The 22,068-nt window shown below is 68.6% G+C and carries 9 protein-coding genes; 7 read left to right on the top strand and 2 right to left on the bottom strand.

Going from position 1 to position 22,068, the window contains the following annotated elements; genetic code table 11:
* Positions 1-74 precede the first annotated feature (74 nt).
* The 5 genes from treY to V9G19_RS19020 all read left to right on the top strand — a co-directional run bounded on the left by treY (position 75) and on the right by V9G19_RS19020 (position 11,417).
* Positions 75-4,253: a malto-oligosyltrehalose synthase gene (gene treY / locus V9G19_RS19040; protein WP_462286988.1), complete on the top strand. Its 4,179-nt coding sequence runs from the start codon at positions 75-77 to the stop codon at positions 4,251-4,253.
* Between the two features lie 77 nt (positions 4,254-4,330).
* Positions 4,331-8,677, top strand: coding sequence for a type I polyketide synthase (locus V9G19_RS19035; protein ID WP_462286987.1), 4,347 nt, complete (start codon positions 4,331-4,333; stop codon positions 8,675-8,677).
* Positions 8,678-9,133: 456 nt separating this feature from the next.
* A complete protein-coding gene (locus V9G19_RS19030) occupies positions 9,134-9,742 on the top strand; it encodes a DUF6318 family protein (RefSeq protein WP_462286986.1) in 609 nt (202 codons plus the stop codon).
* A 263-nt stretch (positions 9,743-10,005) separates the two neighbouring features.
* A complete protein-coding gene (locus V9G19_RS19025) occupies positions 10,006-10,614 on the top strand; it encodes a hypothetical protein (protein ID WP_462286985.1) in 609 nt (202 codons plus the stop codon).
* A 365-nt stretch (positions 10,615-10,979) separates the two neighbouring features.
* Entirely contained in the window at positions 10,980-11,417 is a 438-nt protein-coding gene (locus tag V9G19_RS19020; protein ID WP_462286996.1) for a DUF6318 family protein, read from the top strand.
* Here V9G19_RS19020 and V9G19_RS19015 read toward each other — a convergent pair.
* Positions 11,366-12,124, bottom strand: a complete 759-nt coding sequence (locus tag V9G19_RS19015) for a transposase (RefSeq protein ID WP_462284337.1) — start codon at positions 12,122-12,124, stop codon at positions 11,366-11,368. The genes V9G19_RS19020 and V9G19_RS19015 overlap by 52 nt on opposite strands.
* A 584-nt stretch (positions 12,125-12,708) precedes the next feature.
* Here V9G19_RS19015 and V9G19_RS19010 point away from each other — a divergent pair.
* The gene (locus V9G19_RS19010) at positions 12,709-13,170 is read left to right on the top strand and encodes a hypothetical protein (RefSeq protein ID WP_462286984.1); all 462 of its coding nucleotides are present in this window, start codon (positions 12,709-12,711) and stop codon (positions 13,168-13,170) included.
* Positions 13,171-13,371: 201 nt separating this feature from the next.
* The gene (locus tag V9G19_RS19005; RefSeq protein ID WP_462286983.1) at positions 13,372-18,117 is read left to right on the top strand and encodes a type I polyketide synthase; all 4,746 of its coding nucleotides are present in this window, start codon (positions 13,372-13,374) and stop codon (positions 18,115-18,117) included.
* 119 nt (positions 18,118-18,236) lie between these two features.
* Here V9G19_RS19005 and V9G19_RS19000 read toward each other — a convergent pair whose 3' ends face one another.
* The gene (locus V9G19_RS19000; protein ID WP_462286982.1) at positions 18,237-21,995 is read right to left on the bottom strand and encodes an ExeM/NucH family extracellular endonuclease; all 3,759 of its coding nucleotides are present in this window, start codon (positions 21,993-21,995) and stop codon (positions 18,237-18,239) included.
* Positions 21,996-22,068 lie beyond the last annotated feature (73 nt).

The following is a 22,068-nucleotide window of genomic DNA, read 5'->3' as shown; positions in this document are numbered from 1 at the left end:
TAGCTCGACCGAAGCACACCCGCCGCGACCCGTCGAGGGGGCCGACACCGGACGGACGGCATACGGTAGTCCTGATGCGCATCCCCACGAGCACCTACCGCCTGCAGATCACCGAGGACTTCGACCTGCGCACGGCCGCGCGCACCCTCGGCTACCTGCACGACCTCGGCGTCGACTGGGTCTACCTCTCGCCACTGCTCGCCAGCGAGTCCGGCAGCGACCACGGCTACGACGTGGCCGACCACAGCGCGGTCGACCCGGCCCGCGGCCGCTCGTCCGGGCTGTCCGCATTGTCGGCCGAGGCGCGCCGGCTCGGGATGGGGGTGCTCGTCGACATCGTCCCCAACCACGTCGGCGTCGCCCGCCCGTGGGAGAACACCTGGTGGTGGCACGTCCTCACCCACGGCCAAGACAGCCCGTATGCCGCTGCCTTCGATATCGACTGGGAGTTCGGCAACGGCCGGGTCCGAATCCCCGTTGTCGGTGACGACGACCTGCTTCCCGGCGGCAGCATCGGCGGCCTGCGCGTGGAGGCGGGGGAGCTGCACTATCACGATCAGCGCTTCCCGCTCGCGCCCGGGACTGTCGGCCCGGTCGACGACAACCCCGATGCCGTCCACTCCCGCCAGAACTATGAATTGGTCTCCTGGCGTCTCGCCGACACCGAGCTGAACTATCGGCGCTTCTTCGCGGTCAACACCCTCGTCGCGATCCGAGTCGAGGATCCCGAGTGGTTTGCCCGCTCGCACGAAGAGGTGGGCCGGTGGTTCACCGACGGCCTGGTCGACGGCCTGCGGATCGATCACCCCGACGGTCTGGCAGACCCGGGCAAGTATCTCGATGACCTCGCTGAGCTGACCGATGGCGCCTATGTGCTCGTCGAGAAGATCCTCGAGCCCGGCGAAGCGCTGCCTCGCCAATGGGCGACCGCCGGGACCACCGGCTACGACGCCCTGGCCTTGATCGACCGGGTGCTGACCGACCCGGCCGGAGAGCCGACCTTGACCGACCTGCAGGCCAGACTGCGCGGTCGGCTGCTCGACTGGCACTCGCTCAGCCACGACACCAAACGCGCTGTCGCCGACGGGATCTTGCGATCGGAAGTGGCACGCATCGCGCGCGACTTGCGGCCCCTGATCGAGGATAGCGTCACCGATCCCGACGACGAGCCGGTCGCGCCCGGTCTCGTTGAGGATGCGATCGCCGAACTGCTGGCCGCCTTCCCGGTCTATCGCTCCTACCTCCCACTGGGCCGCGAGCATCTCGATCACGCGTTCGCGTCCGCGCGCTCGGCGCGACCGGATCTCGGGCACGCGTTCAACGCCCTGGAACCGCTTCTCGGCGACGGCGCGGCCGCTGGGACCCAACGCTTCCAGCAGACCTCCGGGATGGTGATGGCCAAAGGTGTTGAGGACTGCGCGTTCTATCGCACTTCACGCCTGACCAGCCTCAATGAGGTTGGCGGCGACCCGTCGGTTTTTGCCATCGCCCCAGCGGAATTCCACGAGGCGATGATCCACCGCCAAGCCGAGTGGCCTGCTGCGATGACGACCGCGACCACCCATGACACCAAACGCGGCGAGGACGTCCGGGCCCGGATCGCCGTGCTCGCCGAGCTGCCTGACCGATGGGCGAGCTGGTTGGAGCGGCTGCTCGAGTTGGCTCCGGTCCCGGAAGCTTCCTTTGGAAATCTCTTGTGGCAAGCCGTTATCGGCGCCTGGCCGGCCTCGCGGGAGCGCCTTCATGCGTATGCCGAGAAGGCCATGCGTGAGGCCGGCGACCGGACCGCCTGGACGAGTGTCGATGTTGGCTACGAGTCGGCCGTGCACGCGGCAGTCGATGCGGCATACGACAACCCCGCTGTGCGTGGGGTTTTGGACGAGATCATGGCGGCGGTGGTCGACGCCGGCTGGTCGAACTCCTTGTCCGCCAAGCTTATCGGAATCACAATGCCGGGTGTTCCCGATGTCTACCAGGGTGCGGAGCTGTGGGAGCAGTCGCTCGTGGATCCCGACAACCGGCGACCGGTTGACTACGACGCGCGGCGCGATCTGCTCGCCTCCCTAGGCAGTGACGCGGCGCGCCGCCCCTACGGGCTAGATGACCCCGGCGCCGCGAAGCTCCTGCTCACCCACCGTGCGCTCACGGCGCGGCGCGACGACCGGGAGCGGTTCACGGCATACGAACCCGTTGCGGCACAAGGGGAAGCTGCCGCGCACGTGCTTGCCTTCGACCGCGGCGGTGCCGTCACGGTCGCGACCCGGCTGCCCATTGGGCTCGCGGCACGAGGCGGCTGGGGCGACACTCGTCTCGACCTGCCGGCCGGCCGGTGGCGCGACGCGGTGACCGGGAATCTCGTGGAGTCGGACGGCGAGGGTGTCACCGTCGCCGACGTCCTCGCCGAGTTCCCCGTCGCCCTGCTTCTCCACCTCCCTGAGCAGCCCGGTGCACGAGGGCGATTCGACGTCTGGGCGCCGATCCCGCAGCGCGTGACCCTTGTCGTCGGTGACCGGGAGCTGCCGATGCGGCGCGGCTCTGGGCACTGGTGGACGCCGTCGCGGCCGGTCGATGTGCCAGCTGGCGGTGTGGACTACGGCTACCGGCTCGATGAGGATCCCATGGTCCTTCCCGATCCCCGGTCACGATGCCAGCCGTCCGGCGTTCATGCCCTGAGCCGGACGTGGGAGCCGACAGCGTTCGCCTGGACCGACCACGGCTGGCGTGCACGGCCATTGGCTGGGTCGATCATCTACGAGTTGCACATCGGGACCTTCACTCCGGCAGGCACGCTGGACGCGGCGATTGACCGACTCGATCACCTCGTTGACCTTGGGGTCGACATCGTCGAGCTGATGCCCGTGCATGCCTTCAACGGCGACCGTGGCTGGGGATACGACGGCGTCGCCTGGTGGGCCGTGCACGAGGCGTATGGCGGGCCGGAGGCCTATCAGCGGTTCGTCGACGCGTGCCATGCCCGCGGCTTGGCCGTCGTTCAGGACGTCGTCCACAACCACTTCGGGCCATCCGGCAACTACCTTCCCCGATTCGGGCCCTATCTGAAGGCCGGGCACTCGACGTGGGGCGACCTGATCAACCTGGACGGCGAGGGTTCATTGGAGGTGCGCCGCTTCGTCCTGGACTCGGCGCGAGCCTGGTTTACCGACTTCCACGTCGACGGGCTGCGTCTGGACGCCGTCCACGCCCTTCACGACGAGTCCGAGATGCACCTGCTGGAAGAGATGTCGATCGAGATCGGCGCCCTGAGTGCGCATCTGCGCCGGCCGCTGCTCCTGATCGCGGAGTCCGACCTCAACGACGCCGCGCTCGTGACCTCCCGCGAGGGCGGCGGGCACGGCCTCGATGCGCAGTGGAGCGACGACTTCCACCACGCCCTCCACGTGGCCTTGACCGGTGAAACCAGCGGCTACTACGCCGATTTTGCCGCGCTGACCTCGCTGAAGCGGGTCTGCGATGAGGGCTTCTTCCACGCGGCGACGTGGAGTTCGTTCCGTGGCACCGACTGGGGCGCGCCGATCCCGCGGGCGACCCTGCCGGCATACCGGCTCATCGTCTGCAGCCAAAACCATGATCAGGTCGGCAACCGCGCCCGGGGCGACCGGCTCACCGAAGTGCTCGACGACGATCAGTTGCTCAGTGCGGCGCTCGTGACCCTCGCCGGCCCGTTCACACCCATGCTGTTTATGGGGGAGGAGTTTGCCGCCTCGAGCCCGTTCCAGTTCTTTAGCTCACACCCGGAGCCCGAGCTCGCGGCTGCCGTGACAGAGGGGCGGTTCACGGAGTTCGCCAGGATGGGGTGGGAGCGCGAGGCGGTCCCCGATCCGCAGGATGCCGCGACCTTCGCCGCGTCGCGGCTGAAGTGGGCCGAGGTAGACGGGCAGCGTGGCCGCACGATGCTCGCGCCATACCAGCAGCTGATCGCCCTGCGTCGCGAGTTGCCGGCCCTGACCGATCCGCTGCTTGTCAACGTCGCCTGCGAGGTGGATGAGGACCGGCGCACCTTCGTCATGCGCCGCGGGAGCGGTCGCGAAGCCGTTGTCATTGCCGTCAATTTCTCGAGCCAGGCGCGCGTCCTCGACATGGGCACCGACGTCATGTATGCCGTGCACTGGGCCACCCCCTCGGGTGCAACGGTGAGCGGGTCTCGCTTGGAACTGCCCGCGCATGCGGGCGTCCTCCTTGTGCCCGAGGGGAGCGCGCCGGGTGGGGTCGGAGCCTGGGGTGCTAAGGGGTAGTGACCAAGGGCGGGACCTCCTAGCTTCTCCGTAGCAGCGCCGCCTCGAGCGGTCGGGACGGATGCCGGAGGAAGCACGTGAGCACTGAGCAGCGTTTGGTGGACTACCTCAAGGAGGTCACCGCCGACTTGCGGGCCACCCGCAAACGCCTCGCCGAGGCACAGGCAGCGGCGGAGTCCGGTATCTCGGCGACCGAGCCGATCGCCATCGTCGGCATGGCGTGCCACTATCCCGGTGGCGTGTCCAGCGCGGACGACCTCTGGCAGTTGGTTCATGACGGTGTGGATGCCGTCGGGCCGGTCCCGGCTGACCGCGGCTGGGACCCGGCTCAGTTCGACCCCCACGGCGCGCCGGGGACGTCCTATGCGATCACCGGTGGATTTCTTAGCCGGGCAGCGGATTTCGACCCCACGTTCTTCGGCATCAGCCCACGCGAGGCGGTGATCCTCGACCCGCAGGAGCGGGTGCTGCTCGAAACGGCGTGGGAGTCGCTCGAGCATGCGGGGATCGACCCGCACTCGCTGCGTGGCAGCCGCACGGGTGTGTGGGCCGGGGTGATGTACCACGACTATGCGTATGGTGTCGACTCCGCCCCCTCGGCCGGCGGCAGCCTCGTGTCCGGCCGCATCTCCTACACCCTTGGCTTGGAAGGCCCCTCGGTGTCGGTGGACACCGCGTGCTCCTCGTCACTGGTCGCCCTGCACCAGGCCGCGACCGCCCTACGCGCGGGGGAATGCGATCTTGCGCTCGCCGGCGGTGTCGCGATCATGGGCACGCCCGGCATGCTGGTCGAGTTCTCCAAACAGCGCGGCCTGTCACGCGACGGCCGCTGCCGCTCGTATGCCGAGTCCGCCGACGGCACCGGGTGGGCCGAGGGCGCGGGAATCCTTGTCCTGGAACGCCTCAGCGCGGCCCGCCACCACGGGCATCACGTCTTTGCCGTCGTCCGCGGATCGGCCCTTAACAGCGACGGCGCCTCCAACGGCATCTCGGCGCCCAATGGCCCGGCGCAGCAGCGGGTGATCGACGCCGCCCTCGCCGCCGCAGGATTGACGACTGCCGACGTGGACCTCCTCGAAGGCCATGGCACGGCAACGCGATTGGGCGATCCCATCGAGGCGCAAGCGGTGCTGGCGACCTATGGCCAGGGCCGGCCCGCCGGCCAGCCGGTGTGGCTGGGGTCGATCAAGTCGAACTTCGGTCACGCGCAGGCTGCGGCAGGGACCGCCGGCGTCATCAAGGTCGTTCAGGCGATCCGGCACGGCGTAATGCCCCCGACTCTGCACTGCGAGGCGCCGATGAGCGCCGTGGACTGGGAATCCGGCGCCGTCGAACTCCTCACCGCCGCTCGTCCCTGGGCAGGGACCGGACCGCGACGCGGCGCCGTCTCGTCGTTCGGGATCTCTGGCACCAACGCGCACGTCATCATCGAGCAGGCCCCCGACGACGTGGCCTCCCCCGTCACGCCGGCGCAGCCCTCTCCGACCACCAGCACCCTCCCCCTCGTGGTCGCTGCCCGCACCCGGGCCGCCCTGCACGCGTATGCCGACAACCTCGCTACCGCGATCACCCCCGATGAATTCGCCTCCACCGCAGCAGCGCTCACCACCCGCGCGGCACTGCCGGAGCGCGTTGTCGTCCTCGGCGCAGATGCGGCCACCGCCGCAGCCGCCTTGGCGACCGCCGCACGCGGCGAGAGCACCCCGACCATCATTCGCGGCCGCGGACCCGTCAGCGGCACTGCGGAGGTCGGCTGGTGGTTCGCCGACGCCGACCCGCACATCCCGTGGGCCGGTCTCGCCCGGGCACTGAACACCCTCGACGCCGACGCCGTCACGACGCTGAACAGCGTCCTCGACGCCGCCGGAGCGCCTGGCTCCGCTGTGCGGCAATCACTTTCCACCTCCGACACCCTCCCCGAGGCCATCCGCCCGATCGGCGCGTATGCCGTCCAGGTCGCTCACGCGGCCTGGCTCCGGCGGGTCTGTCCTGACCCGGTCGCGATTGACGGTGTCGGGATTGGCGCGTATGCCGCGGCCACCGCCCGCGGCGAGCTCACTCCCGAGGACGGGCTCGCCGCGGTGATGGCTGCTGGCGCAACGGCTTCCACGTCGGCGTCGGCTCGGCCCGGCCTGGGGCACGAGACGGGCCCAACGCAGGGCCCGGGTCAGTCCGAGCATGAAGCGGAGCTATGGCTCGGTGTGGGCGGCGGCTCCGGCATGGGCGGCGAGTCCGGCGCGACGAACACGGTGTGGGTCTGGCCAGGCTCGATCGACGCCTCAGTCGATCCCTCGATCGCAGCACTGCACGCCCTCGCCCGGTTGTGGGTGCGCGGCGGCGCCGTCTCCTGGCGCGCGGTGATCACCGCGATCGCGGGCGAGCAACCCTGGCCGGCGGGCGGCATACCGACATATCCTTTCCAGGACAGACGCTTTTGGCTCGACCCGCTGCCCGCTCCGGCTGCCGCAGTGGGCCTCGACGCCAGCGGTCACCCGATCCTTTCGGGCCGGGCGGACGTCGCCGGGGCCACGCTGCTCACCGGGGCCCTCACGGCGGCTCAGCGGGATGTTTTCGGCAGGCAGACGTGGTGGGGGCACGAGGTCTTGACCGGGGAGGAATGCGCCGATGTCCTGTTGACTGCCGCGCGTATGCGGCGCCGCCGCGTCACCGAAGTGACCGTGCGAGAGGTCGTTCCGGTCGATGCTTCCGGTGCCGCGGCAGCGATTCGGGTGACCGCCGACGACACCAGCGCGCAGTTGACCGTGCGCGTTGGCGCGTCGCAGCAGTGGATCGTTGCCGCGTCGGCCACGCTCGCCGTCCCGCGGCCAGAAGCCACGTTGACCGCCACCGCACCCGTCGGCGGCCGCCCGCTGGAGCTTCCAGCCGGGCCGCGCCGGATCGGTGTCCCCGCGCCGGTGACCGTCACGGCGGCAGGCGAGACGATCGTCCTGACGCTGCCGCACGAGGAGGTGCTGCTGGCACCGCCGGCGGTGCTCGGCATACTGGCTGATGCGGTTGCCAGCACGGAGGGTGTGTCCGGCGATGTCGTGCTGGATGCACGTGCGTGGCGCGAGGTCGACTTCGGACCGGGAGCCGCGGTTCATGCGGTGACTGCTCAGCGGGTCGGGCCGTTGACCTATCGGGTCACCGCGACCGACGCGTCCGGCGTCGTTGTCTGGCTTGCCGATTCGATCACGTATGTGGCTCTCGACCGCACCGCCCACCCCGCCTTGGGGGCACCGGCGCTGGCCGAAACGCCCGGCCCGCTCCTGCCGCTCGCCACTCAGTCGCCGCCAGCGGCGGGCGGCGTCGGATCGATGACTGCAGCGGACCCCAATCGCGACGCAACGCCTGCCTCGGTGTCCGGGTCTCCGGCAACGGCCGACGGTGTGCTGGTCACCGGTGGCTCGGGTGCCCTGCCTGGTGCCGCCACTGGGGCGAGCGTCGGCGAGGGCCAGTCGCCCGCGGCCCCTGACACGCAGGCAAGCCTCGGAACGGGCCCGGGGCCCGCGGCCCCTGCCACCGCGAGGCCGGCGGACCAGTCGAGCCGCTTAGCCAGGCTGTCCGAGCCGGAACGGCTCCGGGCACTCTTGGCCACCGTACGGGCACATGCTGCCCGCATCCTGCAGCTTGACGCTCCGGATGACGTCGACCCCGACCTACCGTTCCTGGAGCTGGGCTTCGATTCGCTCACCGCCGTCGAACTTGTCAAGGCGCTGACCGCCGAAGCGGGTGTGGCCGTGCCGGCGACGCTGATCTTCGACCACCCGACCCCCCGTGCGGCCGCGGACCTGCTCGCCGGTGCGCTTCGGCCCGAGACCGCCGACCCGATCGAGGAGGCAATCCAGCGGCTGCAGCAGCTGATCGGCAAGGCCGACACCGCGCAAACTCGGGCGCTCGGCCGGCGCCTGGAGTCGATGTCCCGCAAGGTAAAGGACGTCCTGGAGCGGGGCATCGCCCCGACGGACAACGACGCCACGACTGGCGCCGGCACGATTGGCGGTGGCGGCGGCACGGCAGGTGGCGGTACGGCCGGCGGCGGCAAGGGTGGCCCCGGCGCGAATGGCGTTGGAACGGCAGGTGGCGGCACGGCAGGTGGCGGTACGGCCGGCGGCGGCAAGGGTGGCGGCGGTGCGGCGGGTGGTAGCAAGGCTGGCGGTGTCGCCGGCCTCGCGGCGCGCGCGGTGGCCACCTACAACGCCGTCACCCAGGCAGCCGAGCCCGCCCCGGCTCCTCCGCTTGCCCCAAGCTGGGCTCAGCCACGGCCAGCGGCGCCCGCAGGTCAACTCGCAACGACCGAGCCCCCGGCGGCCGTTGCCGAGGCGCTCAACGAGTCCCTCGCGGGCGTCGACATCCCCGCAGAACTGGCCGAGATCTCCGACGCCGACCTCTTCGCGCTGCTGGACTCGGAGTTGAGCTCGTAACCCGCCCCGAACCTCCGGGCTGAGTTGCCGGCGGCCCGGAGTGACCTGCAAGGGGTGCGCTATACCTCACGTTCTGCAGGTCACCGAGCGACGTCGGCGTGGGGTGACCTGCAAGGGGTGCGCTATACCTCACGTTCTGCAGGTCACCGGGCGACGTCCCGGGGGGTGACCTGCAAGGGGTGCGCTATACCTCACGTTCTGCAGGTCACCGGGCGACGTCCCGGCGGGTGACCTGCAAGCGGTGCGCTATACCTCACCTTCTGCAGGTCGCTCCGCCCTTTATGAGCGCCGTGGTCGCCCCGTCAAGCCCGGCCGCCCTGTGGATAACTTCCAGTTCCGGTGGCGAGATCCGCCCGCGTGGGGGATGGTTGATGCCAACGTTGACCGTCTTCGTGCGGCGTGGCCCGGGCAGCACGGTCCTCGTCGTCGGCAGGGGAGGCTCGGATGAGACATCGCTTGGCCGCCGGAGCGGCCGTGGTGGGCGCGTCGTGGTGCCTGCTGGGCGCCGCTGTCCTCGGTGCCTGTGACTCCGGCGGCGACCCGACGGGTCCGTCCTCGATATCCAACTCGCCGGCGACGTCCAGCGCGCCCAGCACGAGTTCGGCGCCGAGTCCGTCGTCGAGTTCGACCTCGGCGGCGTATGTCCCGGTCAAGCCCGAGTTCCCCGCGGCGGCCAAGAAGCAGACGCTGCAGTCGGCCGAGGTATTCGTGAAGTACTACTTCGATCTGCTGAACTACTCATTTGCCAAGCCTGAGAAAGGTCTCATGGGCCAACTGGGCCTGGCTGATTGCGAACCCTGCCGAGCGTATGAGGAGAATTCAGCGGACCTCGTAACCAACGGCCACAAGTACGACGGAGAGCTTGTGCGTTTCAAGAGGGTAACTTTCGTGACAGAGAACATCACTAATCCCTGGGTCATGTATATCGGCACGCAGCGCAAAACGTCGATCATTGACAATGCCGGAGAAATAGTTAGCATGATTCCTGAGGAAGACCTGAACCTGAGAGTCGTGTTGCGATGGAGCGAATCCGGGTGGCGCGTCGAAGACATAGCGAGCGTCTGATGGGGAAATTGGCCCAGCTAACATCGGCGATCTTGCTCGCTCTCTCATTGCCTGCCAGTGTTGGCGCGGCAGTGACATCACCGGGGAAGTGCCAGGTAGTACGCTGCGAAACCGACAGTAAGAGCCTGATAGCCGCCAAGGGAGTGCTCGGTCTTCCCAGCGGACACGTTGCGGGCACAGCCGCCCAATTGTATGACTACGGGACATCGCCTTACTGTCCCGGCGTCATACCAACTTCGCCGGGCGGAGTCGACTGCACATTAATGCACGAATACTGCAAGACCATTCCCGGGGAGGGGCCGGCCGTATGGGTCTTCCAGCGCATGACTAATCCTGAAACCCCTTGGACTCGGTTGGGCTACACCTGTTACCCGTACCTGATCCCGGGCAAGGTGGATATGGCGATGATTGCAGCGGCGTTCCATCGCACCGACCTGGCCGTGCCTGGTTTGAAGATCGAGCCGCCGGGCAATCGGACTTTGGTCACCCTGCCCAACTATTTCGCGGTCGACTGGTCGGCGGAGGGGTTTGAGCCGGAGGAGCTCGACACATTGGATCCCGGCGAGTGGTTCGGGATGCAGATCACGATCCGGCCGGTGTTGCAGTCGGTGACGTACGACTTCGGTGACGGGACCCGCGAGGGGCCAACGACGTCGGTCGGTGGGCCGTATCCGAGTGGTGACATCGTCAAGACCTATGCGTCGAAGGGCGTGTACGCGGTCGGTGCGGATGCGGTCTACAAGGGCTATGTGATGATCGATGGCTCGGAGTGGATCGAGATTCCGGGCGAGGTGTCGATCCCCGGTCCGCGGGAGGACTTGACCGTGCTGACCGCCCGTACCCGCCTCTACCTTTCCCTGAGCGGGGGCTGACCTGCTGGTCGCCATTGGTTCCTGTCGTCCGGCTAGCCCTTCTCGGCCATAACCCTGTGGATAACTTGCTGTTCCGGTGGCGAGATCCGCCCGCCTAGGCGAAGGTTGATGCCAACGTTGACCGTCTTCGGGCGGCGTGGCCCGGGCAGCACGGTCCTCGTCCGTCGGTAGGGGAGGCTCGGATGAGACATCGCTTGGCCACCAGAGCGGCCGTGGTGGGCACGTCCTGGTGTCTGCTCGGGGCCGCCCTCCTCGGCGCCTGTGACTCCGGCAGCGACCCGACGGGTCAGTCCTCGACATCACACTCGCCGGCGACGTCCAGCGCGCCGAGCACGAGTTCGGCGCCGAGTCCGTCGTCGAGTTCGATCTCGGCGGCGTATGTCCCGGTCAAGCCGAAGTTTCCTGCGGCAGCGAAGAAGCAGACGCTGCAGTCGGCCGAGGTGTTCGTGAAGTACTTCTATGATCTCCTGAACTATGCTTACACCAAGCCAGAGTCAGGCCTAATAGCGCCGCTGGGGACGATAAGCTGCGGTCCTTGCAAGTACTTCGAGAACGAGTCGACCCGGCTCAAACGCGACGACAGGAGGTATCAGTCGAAGCTCGTTTCCTTGGACTACGTAACGTTCTCTACGACCGACCTTGACAAGCCCTGGATATCTGTAAAGGGCCGCCAAAACAAGGTGTCCATCGTGGAACCCGACGGTAGCCTGACGGCTGCCTCTCCAGCAACGGACTTCACCTTGAGGCTTATTCACGAGGCTAGTTTCAGGAATTGTAGCCCGAGGACAGCGGTGATGGTTTGAGCGAATGTGTGGTAAGGCCGCCGGTAGTCGGTGTGGAGGATCCGCCAGGTTTTCAGGTGGGCGATGGTTCGTTCGATGGTGGCGCGGATCGCGTTGAGTTCTTTGTTGAATTGTTTCCGGTCGTCGGTGAGTTCTCCCTTGGGTGGCTTTTTGATGGGGGTAATCAGGCCGGCGCCGATGTAGCCTTTGTCCGCGATGATCGTGGCGTCACGGTCGCCGTCCAGGAGGCCGCTGGCGCGCAGGGCGGTCAGGTCGTGGGTGGACCCGGGAAGGGGATCGGAGACCCACAGCAGGCGACCCGACAAGGTGGCGGCGACCTGGACGTTGACACCGGTGGTGTGGTGTTTGCCGGAGTAGAGGTCGGGAACATCGGCCCAGGACCAGCACGGGAGCAGAGTTCCGTCGATGATCAGCACGACCTCGGGGTCGAGGTCGTCCGCGACCGGGATCCAGTCGGCGGTGGCGTCGGCCAGCACCGGGGTCATCGCGGCGATCGTCCGCGAGATCGTGGGCTGGGAGGTGGCGTACCGGTCGGCCAGGTCGTCTTGGGTGTGGTTTCGCCGCAAATAGGTCAGGGTGATGATGATCGACTTCCGTAATCCCAGCGACGGCGGGTAGGCCAGCGAATATCCCGCGTTCTCCAGGTCGCGGATCAGGACGACCAGACGGTCGATCTGGCCCCTGGTGTAACCGGTGGAAGAATACATTCGCGACAGTCCGATCTGGAGGTTTGAGTGTGGAAACCAAATCTTCTCTTGGAGCGGGCTGTCGCTTTGTCAGGCGCTCCGATCAGAATGTCGCGATTGTATTACATTCCCCAACGTGAATAAGCCTCCTTCCGTGTCGAACTCCAGTGGAGCCAGAACGGCTGGCGTGTCGAGAATGTTGTGAACGTATGAAATGGCCCTATCCCGCGGTGATACTCTGCCTACTCCTGCTACTTCTTGGCCCGGAACCAGCTCAAGCTGGTGACGGCGACCCGGGTTGTGGAATCGCTTGCGGAAACGACGGGAAGAGCTTGCTGGTTGCGGCAGCGATGCTTCGGCTCGCGTCGGGGCACGTCAGTGGAACGCCGCGCCAATTCTGGGACTACGGCACTGCGCAATACTGTGGTGGCGCCCTCCCAACGCAACCAGGCGGTGTGGACTGCAGTCTCATGTACCACTTCTGTGACAACTTGCCCGGTGACGGTCCGGCGGTATGGGTCTTTCAACGCCGAATCAACCCCGAGACGCCCTGGGTTCGGCAGGGCTACACCTGCCATCCGAATCTGATTCCGGGCAAAGTGGACATGGCGAAGACCGCAGCGGCGTTCCATCGCACCGACCTGGCCGTGCCTGGAGTGAAGATCGAGCCGCCGGACAACAGGACCTTGGTCACCCTACCCAACTACTTCGCGGTCGACTGGTCGGCGGAGGGCTTTGAGCCGGAGGAGCTCGACACGCTGGACCCGGCAGATTGGTTCGGGATGCACCTCACGATCAGGCCGGTGTTGCAGTCGGTGACGTATGACTTTGGCGACGGGACGAGCCAGGGGCCGACGACGTCGGTCGGTGGGCCGTATCCGAGCGGAGACATCGTCAAGACCTACGAGTCGAAGGGCGTGTATGCGGTTGGGGCGGACGCCGTCTACAAGGGCTACGTGATGATCGACGGCTCCGAGTGGATCGAGATCCCAGGTGAGGTGTCGATCCCCGGTCCGCGGGAGGAGTTGACCGTGCTGACCGCCCGTACCCGCCTCTACGTTTCCTGAGCGGCAACCGATCCGGCGCGCTGAGTTCGCTCAACGCCGCGCTCTCGACCTCCGCGGCCACCGCGCCTCGATACCCACGGCCAGCGCACCTCGATACCCGCGGCCAACGCGCTCTATACCTCTGCGGCCCACATGCCTTGATACCTCTCAACCCTGGTTCTCCTCCTCGAGCCCCAGCCGATCCCAGGACGAGGACCCAGCATGAGCGTCGAGAAGCTGCGCGACTACCTGAAGCGCGCAACCGCCGAACTGCAGCGCACGCGCGAGCGGCTGCACGACGCGGAAAGCCGCGCCCATGAGCCGATCGCGATCGTCGCGGCCAGTTGCCGCTACCCCGGCGACGTCACCTCACCTGAGGAACTGTGGCGCCTCGTCGACACTGCCTTCGACGCCATCACCACCTTCCCATCCAACCGCGGCTGGGCGCGCGACCTCTACGACCCCACCCCAGGACTGCCTGGTAAGACCTACTGTCAGGAAGGCGGCTTCCTGCACGACGCCGGCGACTTCGACCCGGCCTTCTTCCGGATGAGCCCGCGCGAGGCCACCGACACCGACCCGCAGCAGCGCCTCCTCCTCGAACTCTCCTGGGAGGCCCTGGAGCGAGCCGGCATCGACCCGCAGTCGCTCAAGCGCTCCCGCACCGGGGTCTTCGTCGGCGTCGTCTACCACGACTATCCCGGCGGCGGTGGTGCTGGAACCATGGCCAGCGTTGCGTCGGGCCGGATCGCCTATGTCCTCGGCCTCGAGGGCCCGGCGATCACCATCGACACCGCTTGCTCCTCCTCGCTCGTCGCCATCCACCTCGCCGCCCAGTCGCTGCGCACCGGCGAGTCCGAGCTGGCCCTGGCTGGCGGTGTCACGGTCATGGGCACCCCGGACTCGTTCGTCGGCTTCAGCCAGGACCGGGGAATGGCGCCCGACGGTCGCTGCAAATCCTTCGCCGAGGGCGCAGACGGCACCACCTGGTCCGAAGGCGCCGGCCTCGTTGTCCTGGAACGCCTCTCGGTCGCCCGCCGTCTCGGCCACCCCATCCTCGCCGTCCTGCGCGGCTCGGCCGTCAACCAGGACGGCGCCTCCAGCGGCCTGACCGCCCCCAACGGACCCGCGCAAGAACGGGTCATCCTCGACGCCCTCGCCAACGGCCAGCTCGACCCCGCGGACGTCGACGTCGTCGAGGCCCACGGCACCGGCACCGTCCTCGGCGACCCGATCGAGGCGCAGGCCGTGATGAACACCTACGGCAAGGGCCGCACCACGCCCTTGTGGCTCGGCTCGCTCAAGTCCAACTTCGGCCACTCCCAGGCCGCAGCCGGCGTCGGCGGCGTGATCAAGATGATCAAAGCCCTGGAGAACAACCGCATCCCGCAAACCCTCCACGTCGACGCGCCCACGTCGAAGGTCGCGTGGAACGACGACCGCATCCGCCTGCTCACGTCCGCACAGCCCTGGCCCGCGGGCGACAAACCCCGCCGCGCTGCCATCTCTTCCTTCGGACTGTCCGGCACCAATGCGCACGTCGTCATCGAGGAGGCACCCCCAGTCCGTATGCCGCCGGCCACATCCGCCGGTGCCGCCGCCCCGCTCGTGCTCAGCGCACGCACCCCCGAAGCGCTCACCGCACTCGCCATCTCGTGGCGCGACCACCTTGTGGGCAACGACGATCTCGCTTCTGCCGCAACGGTGCTCGCCAACCGCGCCACCCACCTCGATCATCGCGCGGTCGTCCTCGCCGGGGATAACGCACCCGCCGGCGATGGACTCACCGCGGTCATCGAGGGCCGCACGCTTCCGACCGTCGTCACGGGCGAGGCCAGCGGCGCCGGCCCAACCTGCTTCCTGTTCACGGGACAGGGTTCCCAACGCCTCGGCATGGGCGCGTCGCTGTATGATGCACACCCCGCCTTCGCTGCGGCCTTTGACCAGGTCATGGGGGCGCTGGAGCGGCATACGCCTGGGCTCCGCGAGGTCATGTGGGGCTCGGCGCCCGCCGACCTGAATCGCACGGCCAACGCTCAGCCAGCCATCTTCGCCGTCGAGGTTGCCCTCTTCACCCTGTTGCGCCACTGGGGTATTCGTCCCGACTATGTGGCCGGCCACTCGATCGGCGAGATCGCTGCGGCCCATGTCTCTGGCGTGCTCGACCTGGAGTCCGCCGCCGCCCTGGTTGCAGCTCGCGGCCGCCTCATGCAGGCCCTGCCGGCCGGCGGTGGCATGCTCGCCGTCCAGGCGTCAGTCGCGGATGTCCAGCGCTACCTCGACCGCGTTGACCTGGCCGCCGACAACGGCCCGAACGCGGTCGTTCTCGCCGGGGCGGGCGCGGACCTGTCCAAGCTCGCCGAGGAATTCGACGCCGCGGGCAAGCGCTGCTCACGGCTGATGGTCTCGCACGCCTTCCACTCGCGCCTGATGGAGCCAATGCTGGCCGAGTTCGAGGAGCTCGTTCGTGGGTTGAAGTTCGCTGCCCCGCAGCTAAGTCTGGTGTCTACCCTCACCGGCCAGCCGGTCGACGCGACCACGCTTGCCGATCCGACGCACTGGGTCGACCACGTGCGCGGCACGGTTCAGTTCCGCTCGGCGATCGGGTGGCTCGTCAACGACGGCGTGCGGACGTTCGTCGAAGTCGGCCCCGACGCGATCCTCGCTGCCCTCGGGGCGGCCTGCACCCGCGAGGTGCCCGACGCTGTCTTTATCCCGACGCTGCGCAAGCAGAAAGACGAAGTCGAGACCCTCAATCACGGCGTCGCCCGCCTGCACTGCCGCGGCGTGAACGTCGACATTCGCGTGTTCGTCGGTGCCCCCACGGGTGGGCCCCCAGCGTCCACCGCCCCCACATATCCCTTTGAGCACCAAACCTATTGGTCGATGCCGCAGCCAATTGCCGCAGCGCCGGCGCCGGCGCCCGAGACTCCTGCCGGTGCGGACTGGCACTACGAGGTCCAGTGGCGTCAGACCGAGCTGCCGCGCGCCGCCGCTCCCGCAGGACGGTGGCTCGTGCTGCACGGCACCGACGGTCGTGACCACGCCGCCGCCATCGCCGATGCGCTTGCTGACGGTGGAGCGACGGTCGTGCGCAAGGACATTCGCTCGTATGCCGCCGCGCCGCTCGAGTCCGCCCTCACCGGCGATGTCGAGGGCATCGTCAGCCTGCTCGGGCTCGACGAGTCCGAAGACAGCGCCGGCCAGGGGCTGCCTCCCGGACAGGTCGCGACGATCGACCTCGTCCAGGCCTGGGTTCGCACCCAGTCGAAGGCCACACTGTGGCTGGCCACCAGCGGTGCGGTTGCAACCGGCCACGGCGATCCCACGCCCAGCCCCGTGCAGACCGCGCTCTGGGGGCTCGGCACGAGCCTTGGGCTCGAACAGCCGGCTGGCTTCGGGGGCAGCATCGACCTGCCCGATGAGTGGGGCGCCGCGACCCCGGCGGCCCTGCGCACCATCCTCGGCGGGTGCGGCGAGGACCAGGTCGCGCTGCGCGCCGACGGCGCTTTCGTCAAGCGCGTGGCACGTGTGCCGTCGACTGGGACTGCCACCCCGAGCGAGATCGCATGGGCCCCCGGCGAGACCGTGCTCATCACCGGAGGCACCGGTGGCGTCGGCCTGGCCGTGGCCCGCTACCTTGCCGAGGCGCACAACGACCTCGGTCGGCTGGTGCTGGTCAGTCGCGGTGGCAAGATCTCGCCGGACGTCCTGGAAGCCCTGCGGAACAACGATATCGACGTCGAGATCGTCGCTGCCGATGTGACCGACGAGACTGCCGTGCGCGAGCTGATCGCGGCATACGAGCCGGAAACGATTGTGCACTGCGCGGGTGTTGCGCAGGAGGTGCAGCCGGTGACCGAGCTGACTTCCGCCGACTTCGCGAATGTCGCGTCGGCGAAGTGCCGCGGCGCCCGGAATCTGCACGAGGCAGCCCAAGCCAACCCCGGAACCAACCTCGTGCTGTTCTCCTCCGGCTCGGCGGTATGGGGGAGTGCCGGGCAAGCGGCATACGCGAGCGCGAATGCCTATCTCGACGGTCTCGCCGACCTCCGGCGAAGCCTGGGCCTGCGCGCAACGTCGATCAACTGGGGCTCGTGGGACGCCGGCATGGTCGACGCGGACCTGGCCGCCGCCATGCGCCGCATCGGCGCCCCGGCGATGCCCGCCGACCGCGCGGCCGCGATGCTTCCCCAGGTGCTCGGCTCGGACAGCGCGCACCCGGTCGTCGCCGACTTCGACTGGGCCCGGTTCGTGCCCACCTACACTCTGGCGCGGTCACGGCCGCTGATCTGCGAGATCCCCGAGGCCGCTCCCACGAGCGCGGCCGTGGTCCCGGGCGATACCTGCTTGTTGGACGACCTCGCCCGCCTGGCCCCGGCCGAGCGCTCGGATCGGCTCGTCACGCTGGTGCGCACCGAGGCTGCCGACTTGCTCGGGTATGCCGATCCGTCCGCCCTCCCGATCACCAAGTCCTTCGGCGACTTGGGAATTGACTCGGTCTCTGCCGTCGATCTGCGCACGCGTCTCGCCGGCCCGCTGCGCCTGGATCTGCCGCCGAGCCTGGTCTTCGACTACCCGACCGTGACCGCGGTCGCGTCGTTCCTCGCTGCCGAACTCGACGCCGTGCTCGCCGCCGCACCCTCCGCGAGCGCCCCCGACGCCGAGGTCGCGGTGGCGGTCCTGGAGTCCCTCGCCGCAGCCGGCGAGCTGCCCGCCGGGCTGGCATCTCGGCTGCGGGCCCTCCAGGAAGCCGGGCCAGGCGCGCCGTCGCCCAACCAAGCTCCCGAGACCGTCCACGGCGAAACCCTTGGGGCGGCGCCGTCGCGAGCAGGGGACCAAGCGCCTGAGACTGCTCCAGAACGCGCGCCCGCCCTGGCCGGTGTCACCGTCAGCTTCGCGAACCTGGCCGCGGCCACAGCCGCCGACGTTTTCGCTTTCATCGACACCGAACTCGGTCTCAACTGACCGTCACGCGCGGCTCGCAACCACCGGCCAGGACAGCCGACGGCCAGGACAACCGCCGGCCCGGCCGCCCATTCGGGCGGCCGGGCCGGGGAGATCAAACCGGGATTGAACCGGAAGTGCTAGGGCGTGTTGACCTTCACATCGCCCTGGATGGGGGCGTAGTCGACGGCGCGGTCGGTGCCCGTGCCGCCGTCGAAGAGGTCGGCGCCGGCGCCGCCGGTCATCACGTCCGCCCCGGACAGGCCCTGCATGACGTCACTTCCCAGCCCGCCGCTGAGGGTGTCATTGCCGTCGCCGCCGACGAGGGTGTCCTCGCCGCCTCCGCCGGAGAGCTTGTCCGCTCCGGCGGCGCCGCAGATCAGATCCACGCCGCCGCCACCGTTGACGGTGTCATTGCCGCCGCCGGCGAGCATCATGTCCGGTCCGGCGCTGCCGGTGGCCGAGTTGGCCCCGGCCGTGCCGATCCACACCCGCAGCGTGCGCGTCACGGTGACCGAGCCGTCGTTCGCCCGGATCGTGATCGTCGCCGCGCCGCTCTTGCCGGCAGCACCCTGGACCGTGATCGAGCGGGTCGATCCGGAGCCGCCGATCGTGATCCCGGAGTTGGGAACGAGCGTCTGGTTGGACGACGTCGCGGTCACGGAGACCGGGGTCCGGTCGGCGTCGGCGACCGCCAGGTTCATCCGGCCACTGGTGTCGGACAGGCACGTTCCGCCAGGCGTGATCCGCATCGTCGGCGCATCGTTGACCGGGGTGACCGTGATGCTGACCGTTGCCGGCTCGGATGTGTGCGTTCCGTCATTCACCGTGAACGTGAACGAGTCCGGTCCGTTGTAGTTCGGGTCCGGGGTGTAGACCAGGTCCGGAGCCGTGCCGCCGAGGGTCCCGTGACTCGGGCCGCTGGTGACCGTATAGGTCAGCGGCTGCCCCTCGGGGTCCGATCCGGTGAGCGTGATGCTCGCCGCGGTGTCCTCCGGCGTGGTCACCGACTGGTCATGCGCCGTCGGCGGCTGGTTGACCGCCGTCCGCAACGCCAGGCCGACGATCACCGGGTCGTGGTCGGAGATCCGGAACTCGTCCGGCGCATACAACGAATCGATCTGGCCCGGGGACTTGAAGTTGGTGTTGTAATCCAGCACCGACGGCTCGTCCGCGTTGATGTGATAGTCGGCCACCCCGGTCACCTGCGAGTCCAACGAGCTGGAGGCCAGCGCGTGGTCGAGGTATCCCCACTGTCCGTCGAAGGCATACGAGTAGGCATCCGGGCCCAGGCGGGTCTTGATCAGGTGCACGAACCCGTCCGCCTGCAACGCCATGATCGGGTCTTCCATGGCATAGGAGTTGTAGTCGCCGACGAGCAGGACGTCGGGGTCACCGGTCTGCGTGGGGTCGCCGGCGAGCCAGTCGGTCAGCACGTTGACGGCGTTGACCCGGACCTGGTTGCACTCGCCCTGTCCGTCACCGGCATCCGGGGCCGAGCACGCGCTGCCCTTGCTCTTGAGGTGGTTGACGTTGATGATGAACTGCTGCCCGCTGCTGGTCTCCTCGAAGGCCTGGGCCACCGTCGCCCGGTTGCGCGGCGCCGGGTCCCCACCGTTGACGAACGCGGCCGAGTTGAGCACCGCCGTCGTGCCCACCGGAGAGAGAGTCCCCGGCTTGTAGAGCACCCCGACCTTGATCGCGTCGCTGCCGAGCGCATCGACCTGACCCGAGCGAGCATCGACGTCGAGATAGGCATACGTCCCGGCGCCCAAGCGAGCATTGAGCCGGCCGACGAGGTCGGCGAGCGCGCTGTTCGCGCCATACCCGTCGTTCTCGATCTCGTTGACGCCGATGACGTCGGGGTTCATTTCCTCGATCGCCGCAAGTGTCTTGGCCGCCTGCCGATCGAACTCGGTCTGATTGTCGGCGCCGCGGCAGTCCATCGTCGGGCCGGTCACCCCGCCGGTGCAGCTGGTGCCGAAGGTGTTGAAGTAGTTGAGCAGGTTCATCCCGACCGCCGTCAAGCTGCCGCCGACGGCGGGAGCGGTCGCCGGCCGCGGATTCGCCGCAACGAACTCCGGGGAGCCGCCGTCGAGGGCGCCGATCGGGCGCACCCGGTAGGCATTCGGGCTGGCCGAGTTGCCACCCCAGGTGTAGGTCATCACACCCTTGAGCCCGGTGATCGTGTCACCGCCGCGCAGCGTGTTGGTCGCCGACAGCGGCTGGCCGCCGCGCCCGAACTTGATCGGGTCGGGGTTTTGGGCCTGGCTGTCGTCATCGACGATGACCCGGCGCCGGTCGTTGGCCGCCTGCAGCGCGTTGGCCGGCAGTCCCGGCTCGACGACATTGGTCGGCTGCTGCAGGCGGCCGCCGCTGGAGAGCGTGACCTGGCCGAAGCGGCCGAGTTGGTAGTGCTCGGTCACCGACAGCTCCTGCGGGAAGGTCACGAGCATGCCCTCATACGGCTCGAATCCGTCGGTGGCAGACGTCACCGGGAGGCTCACCTCGGTCCCGCCGACCGTGCCGGTCGTGCCGCACGCCGCAATCCCGGTCGTGGAGCTGATCTGGGTCTGGCCCTGGTTCTCCCCGGCGTTGCCGGTCACCTGGACGACATCGCCTACGGCGACCCGATTGGCGTTGTCGCCCTCGAAGACGAAGATCCCGTCCGATGTCGCCGTATTGCCGTCGCCGCTGTCTTGTAGGTAGAAGCCGCGCAGCTTCGGCGAGGCACCCTCGTAGTCGCCGACGACGACGCCTTGGACCGTCACCGCTCCGGTGATCCCGATCGGGCCGTCGGTCTGCACCGAGCCGATCGTCTGGTCCTCGGCGGCGCACGGCTCGCTCGCCGTGACGGTCAGGTCGATCGTTCCCGTCCCCGAGCGCGACTGGGCGTCGGTGATCGTGAGCGGCAGCGACTTTGCCCCTGGCGTGGTGCTCGCGGCGACATTTCCGTATGCCGTGAAGATGTTGTCGCCCGCCGTCGCGTCCGGCGCCACCCCGTCGTCGAGCAGGGCCGTGCTCGCCGGCCCGCCGATGCTGCTCATGTCGGCCGAGACGGCCAGGCCGGTGCTGGCTGGGTTGGTCCCCGGGGTCACATCGACGCTCAGCGTGGTCTGACCGCCCTGCACGACGGACGCGGGATCGGCGGCGCCGGTGCCGGACGGGTCCGTGGAGCCACCGGAGGGGATGCCCCGAGGCGTGATCGCCAAGTCGTCGAGGGAGAGCCCGTCGTCGGCGCCGGAGACGTCGGTTGTGCTCCAGCGCAGGACAATCTGGCCGCCGGGGGCGACGTTCAGGCCGGGGACGCTGCCGTTGACCGCGGTCTTGTTGGCCGCGGCGTTGCCGTCGAGTGCGCCCGCCGTTCCACTCGTGATGGTGGAGGCGGCGTCCAGATCATTGAGCAGGGTCCAGGTCCCGGACGTCAGGCTGGTCGCGTCGGTGCTATAGGCGAACGCCAGCCGGTCGGTACGCGACGCCGTGCTCCCGCCGTGCCGCCACTGCTCAGCCGAGAACGCAACGTCGAGCGAGGTGATCGTGCCGCCGGTCGAGTTCGTCAGCACGACGCCCAGCGTGGGGGAGTTGCTGCCGCTGTTGAGGCTGCCGAACGCGCGCTCGGACGTGCCGGATGCGCCGAAGGAGTAGGTATCGCCGCTGGTCCCCGACCCGGTGCCGGCGGTGTAGCTCGTGTTGGCGCTGGTGCCGGCCTCGACGAAGGTCCACCCGGCGGGGGTGTCCGTCGCCTCGGTCCCGGTCCCGGACGAGACCAGCGCGTCAAAATTCTGCTCGTATGCCGTGCCGAGGGCGGTCAGCGCGGCCGCGCCCGCCGCCTGGGCCGGGGAAGACATCACCGCCAGTCCGGCCGTGGTGGTGACGACTGCTGTGACGGCGCCGAGCACACGCCTGCGCGTCCCGCGAAGGGTACCTAACATGGGGGATCTCTCTGACGGACCAGTGGGGTCGGTGACACCT

It is taken from the genome of Nostocoides sp., from assembly GCF_037045025.1.
GTDB lineage: Bacteria > Actinomycetota > Actinomycetes > Actinomycetales > Dermatophilaceae > Nostocoides_A.
This window is presented reverse-complemented; position numbering and strand designations above follow the sequence as displayed.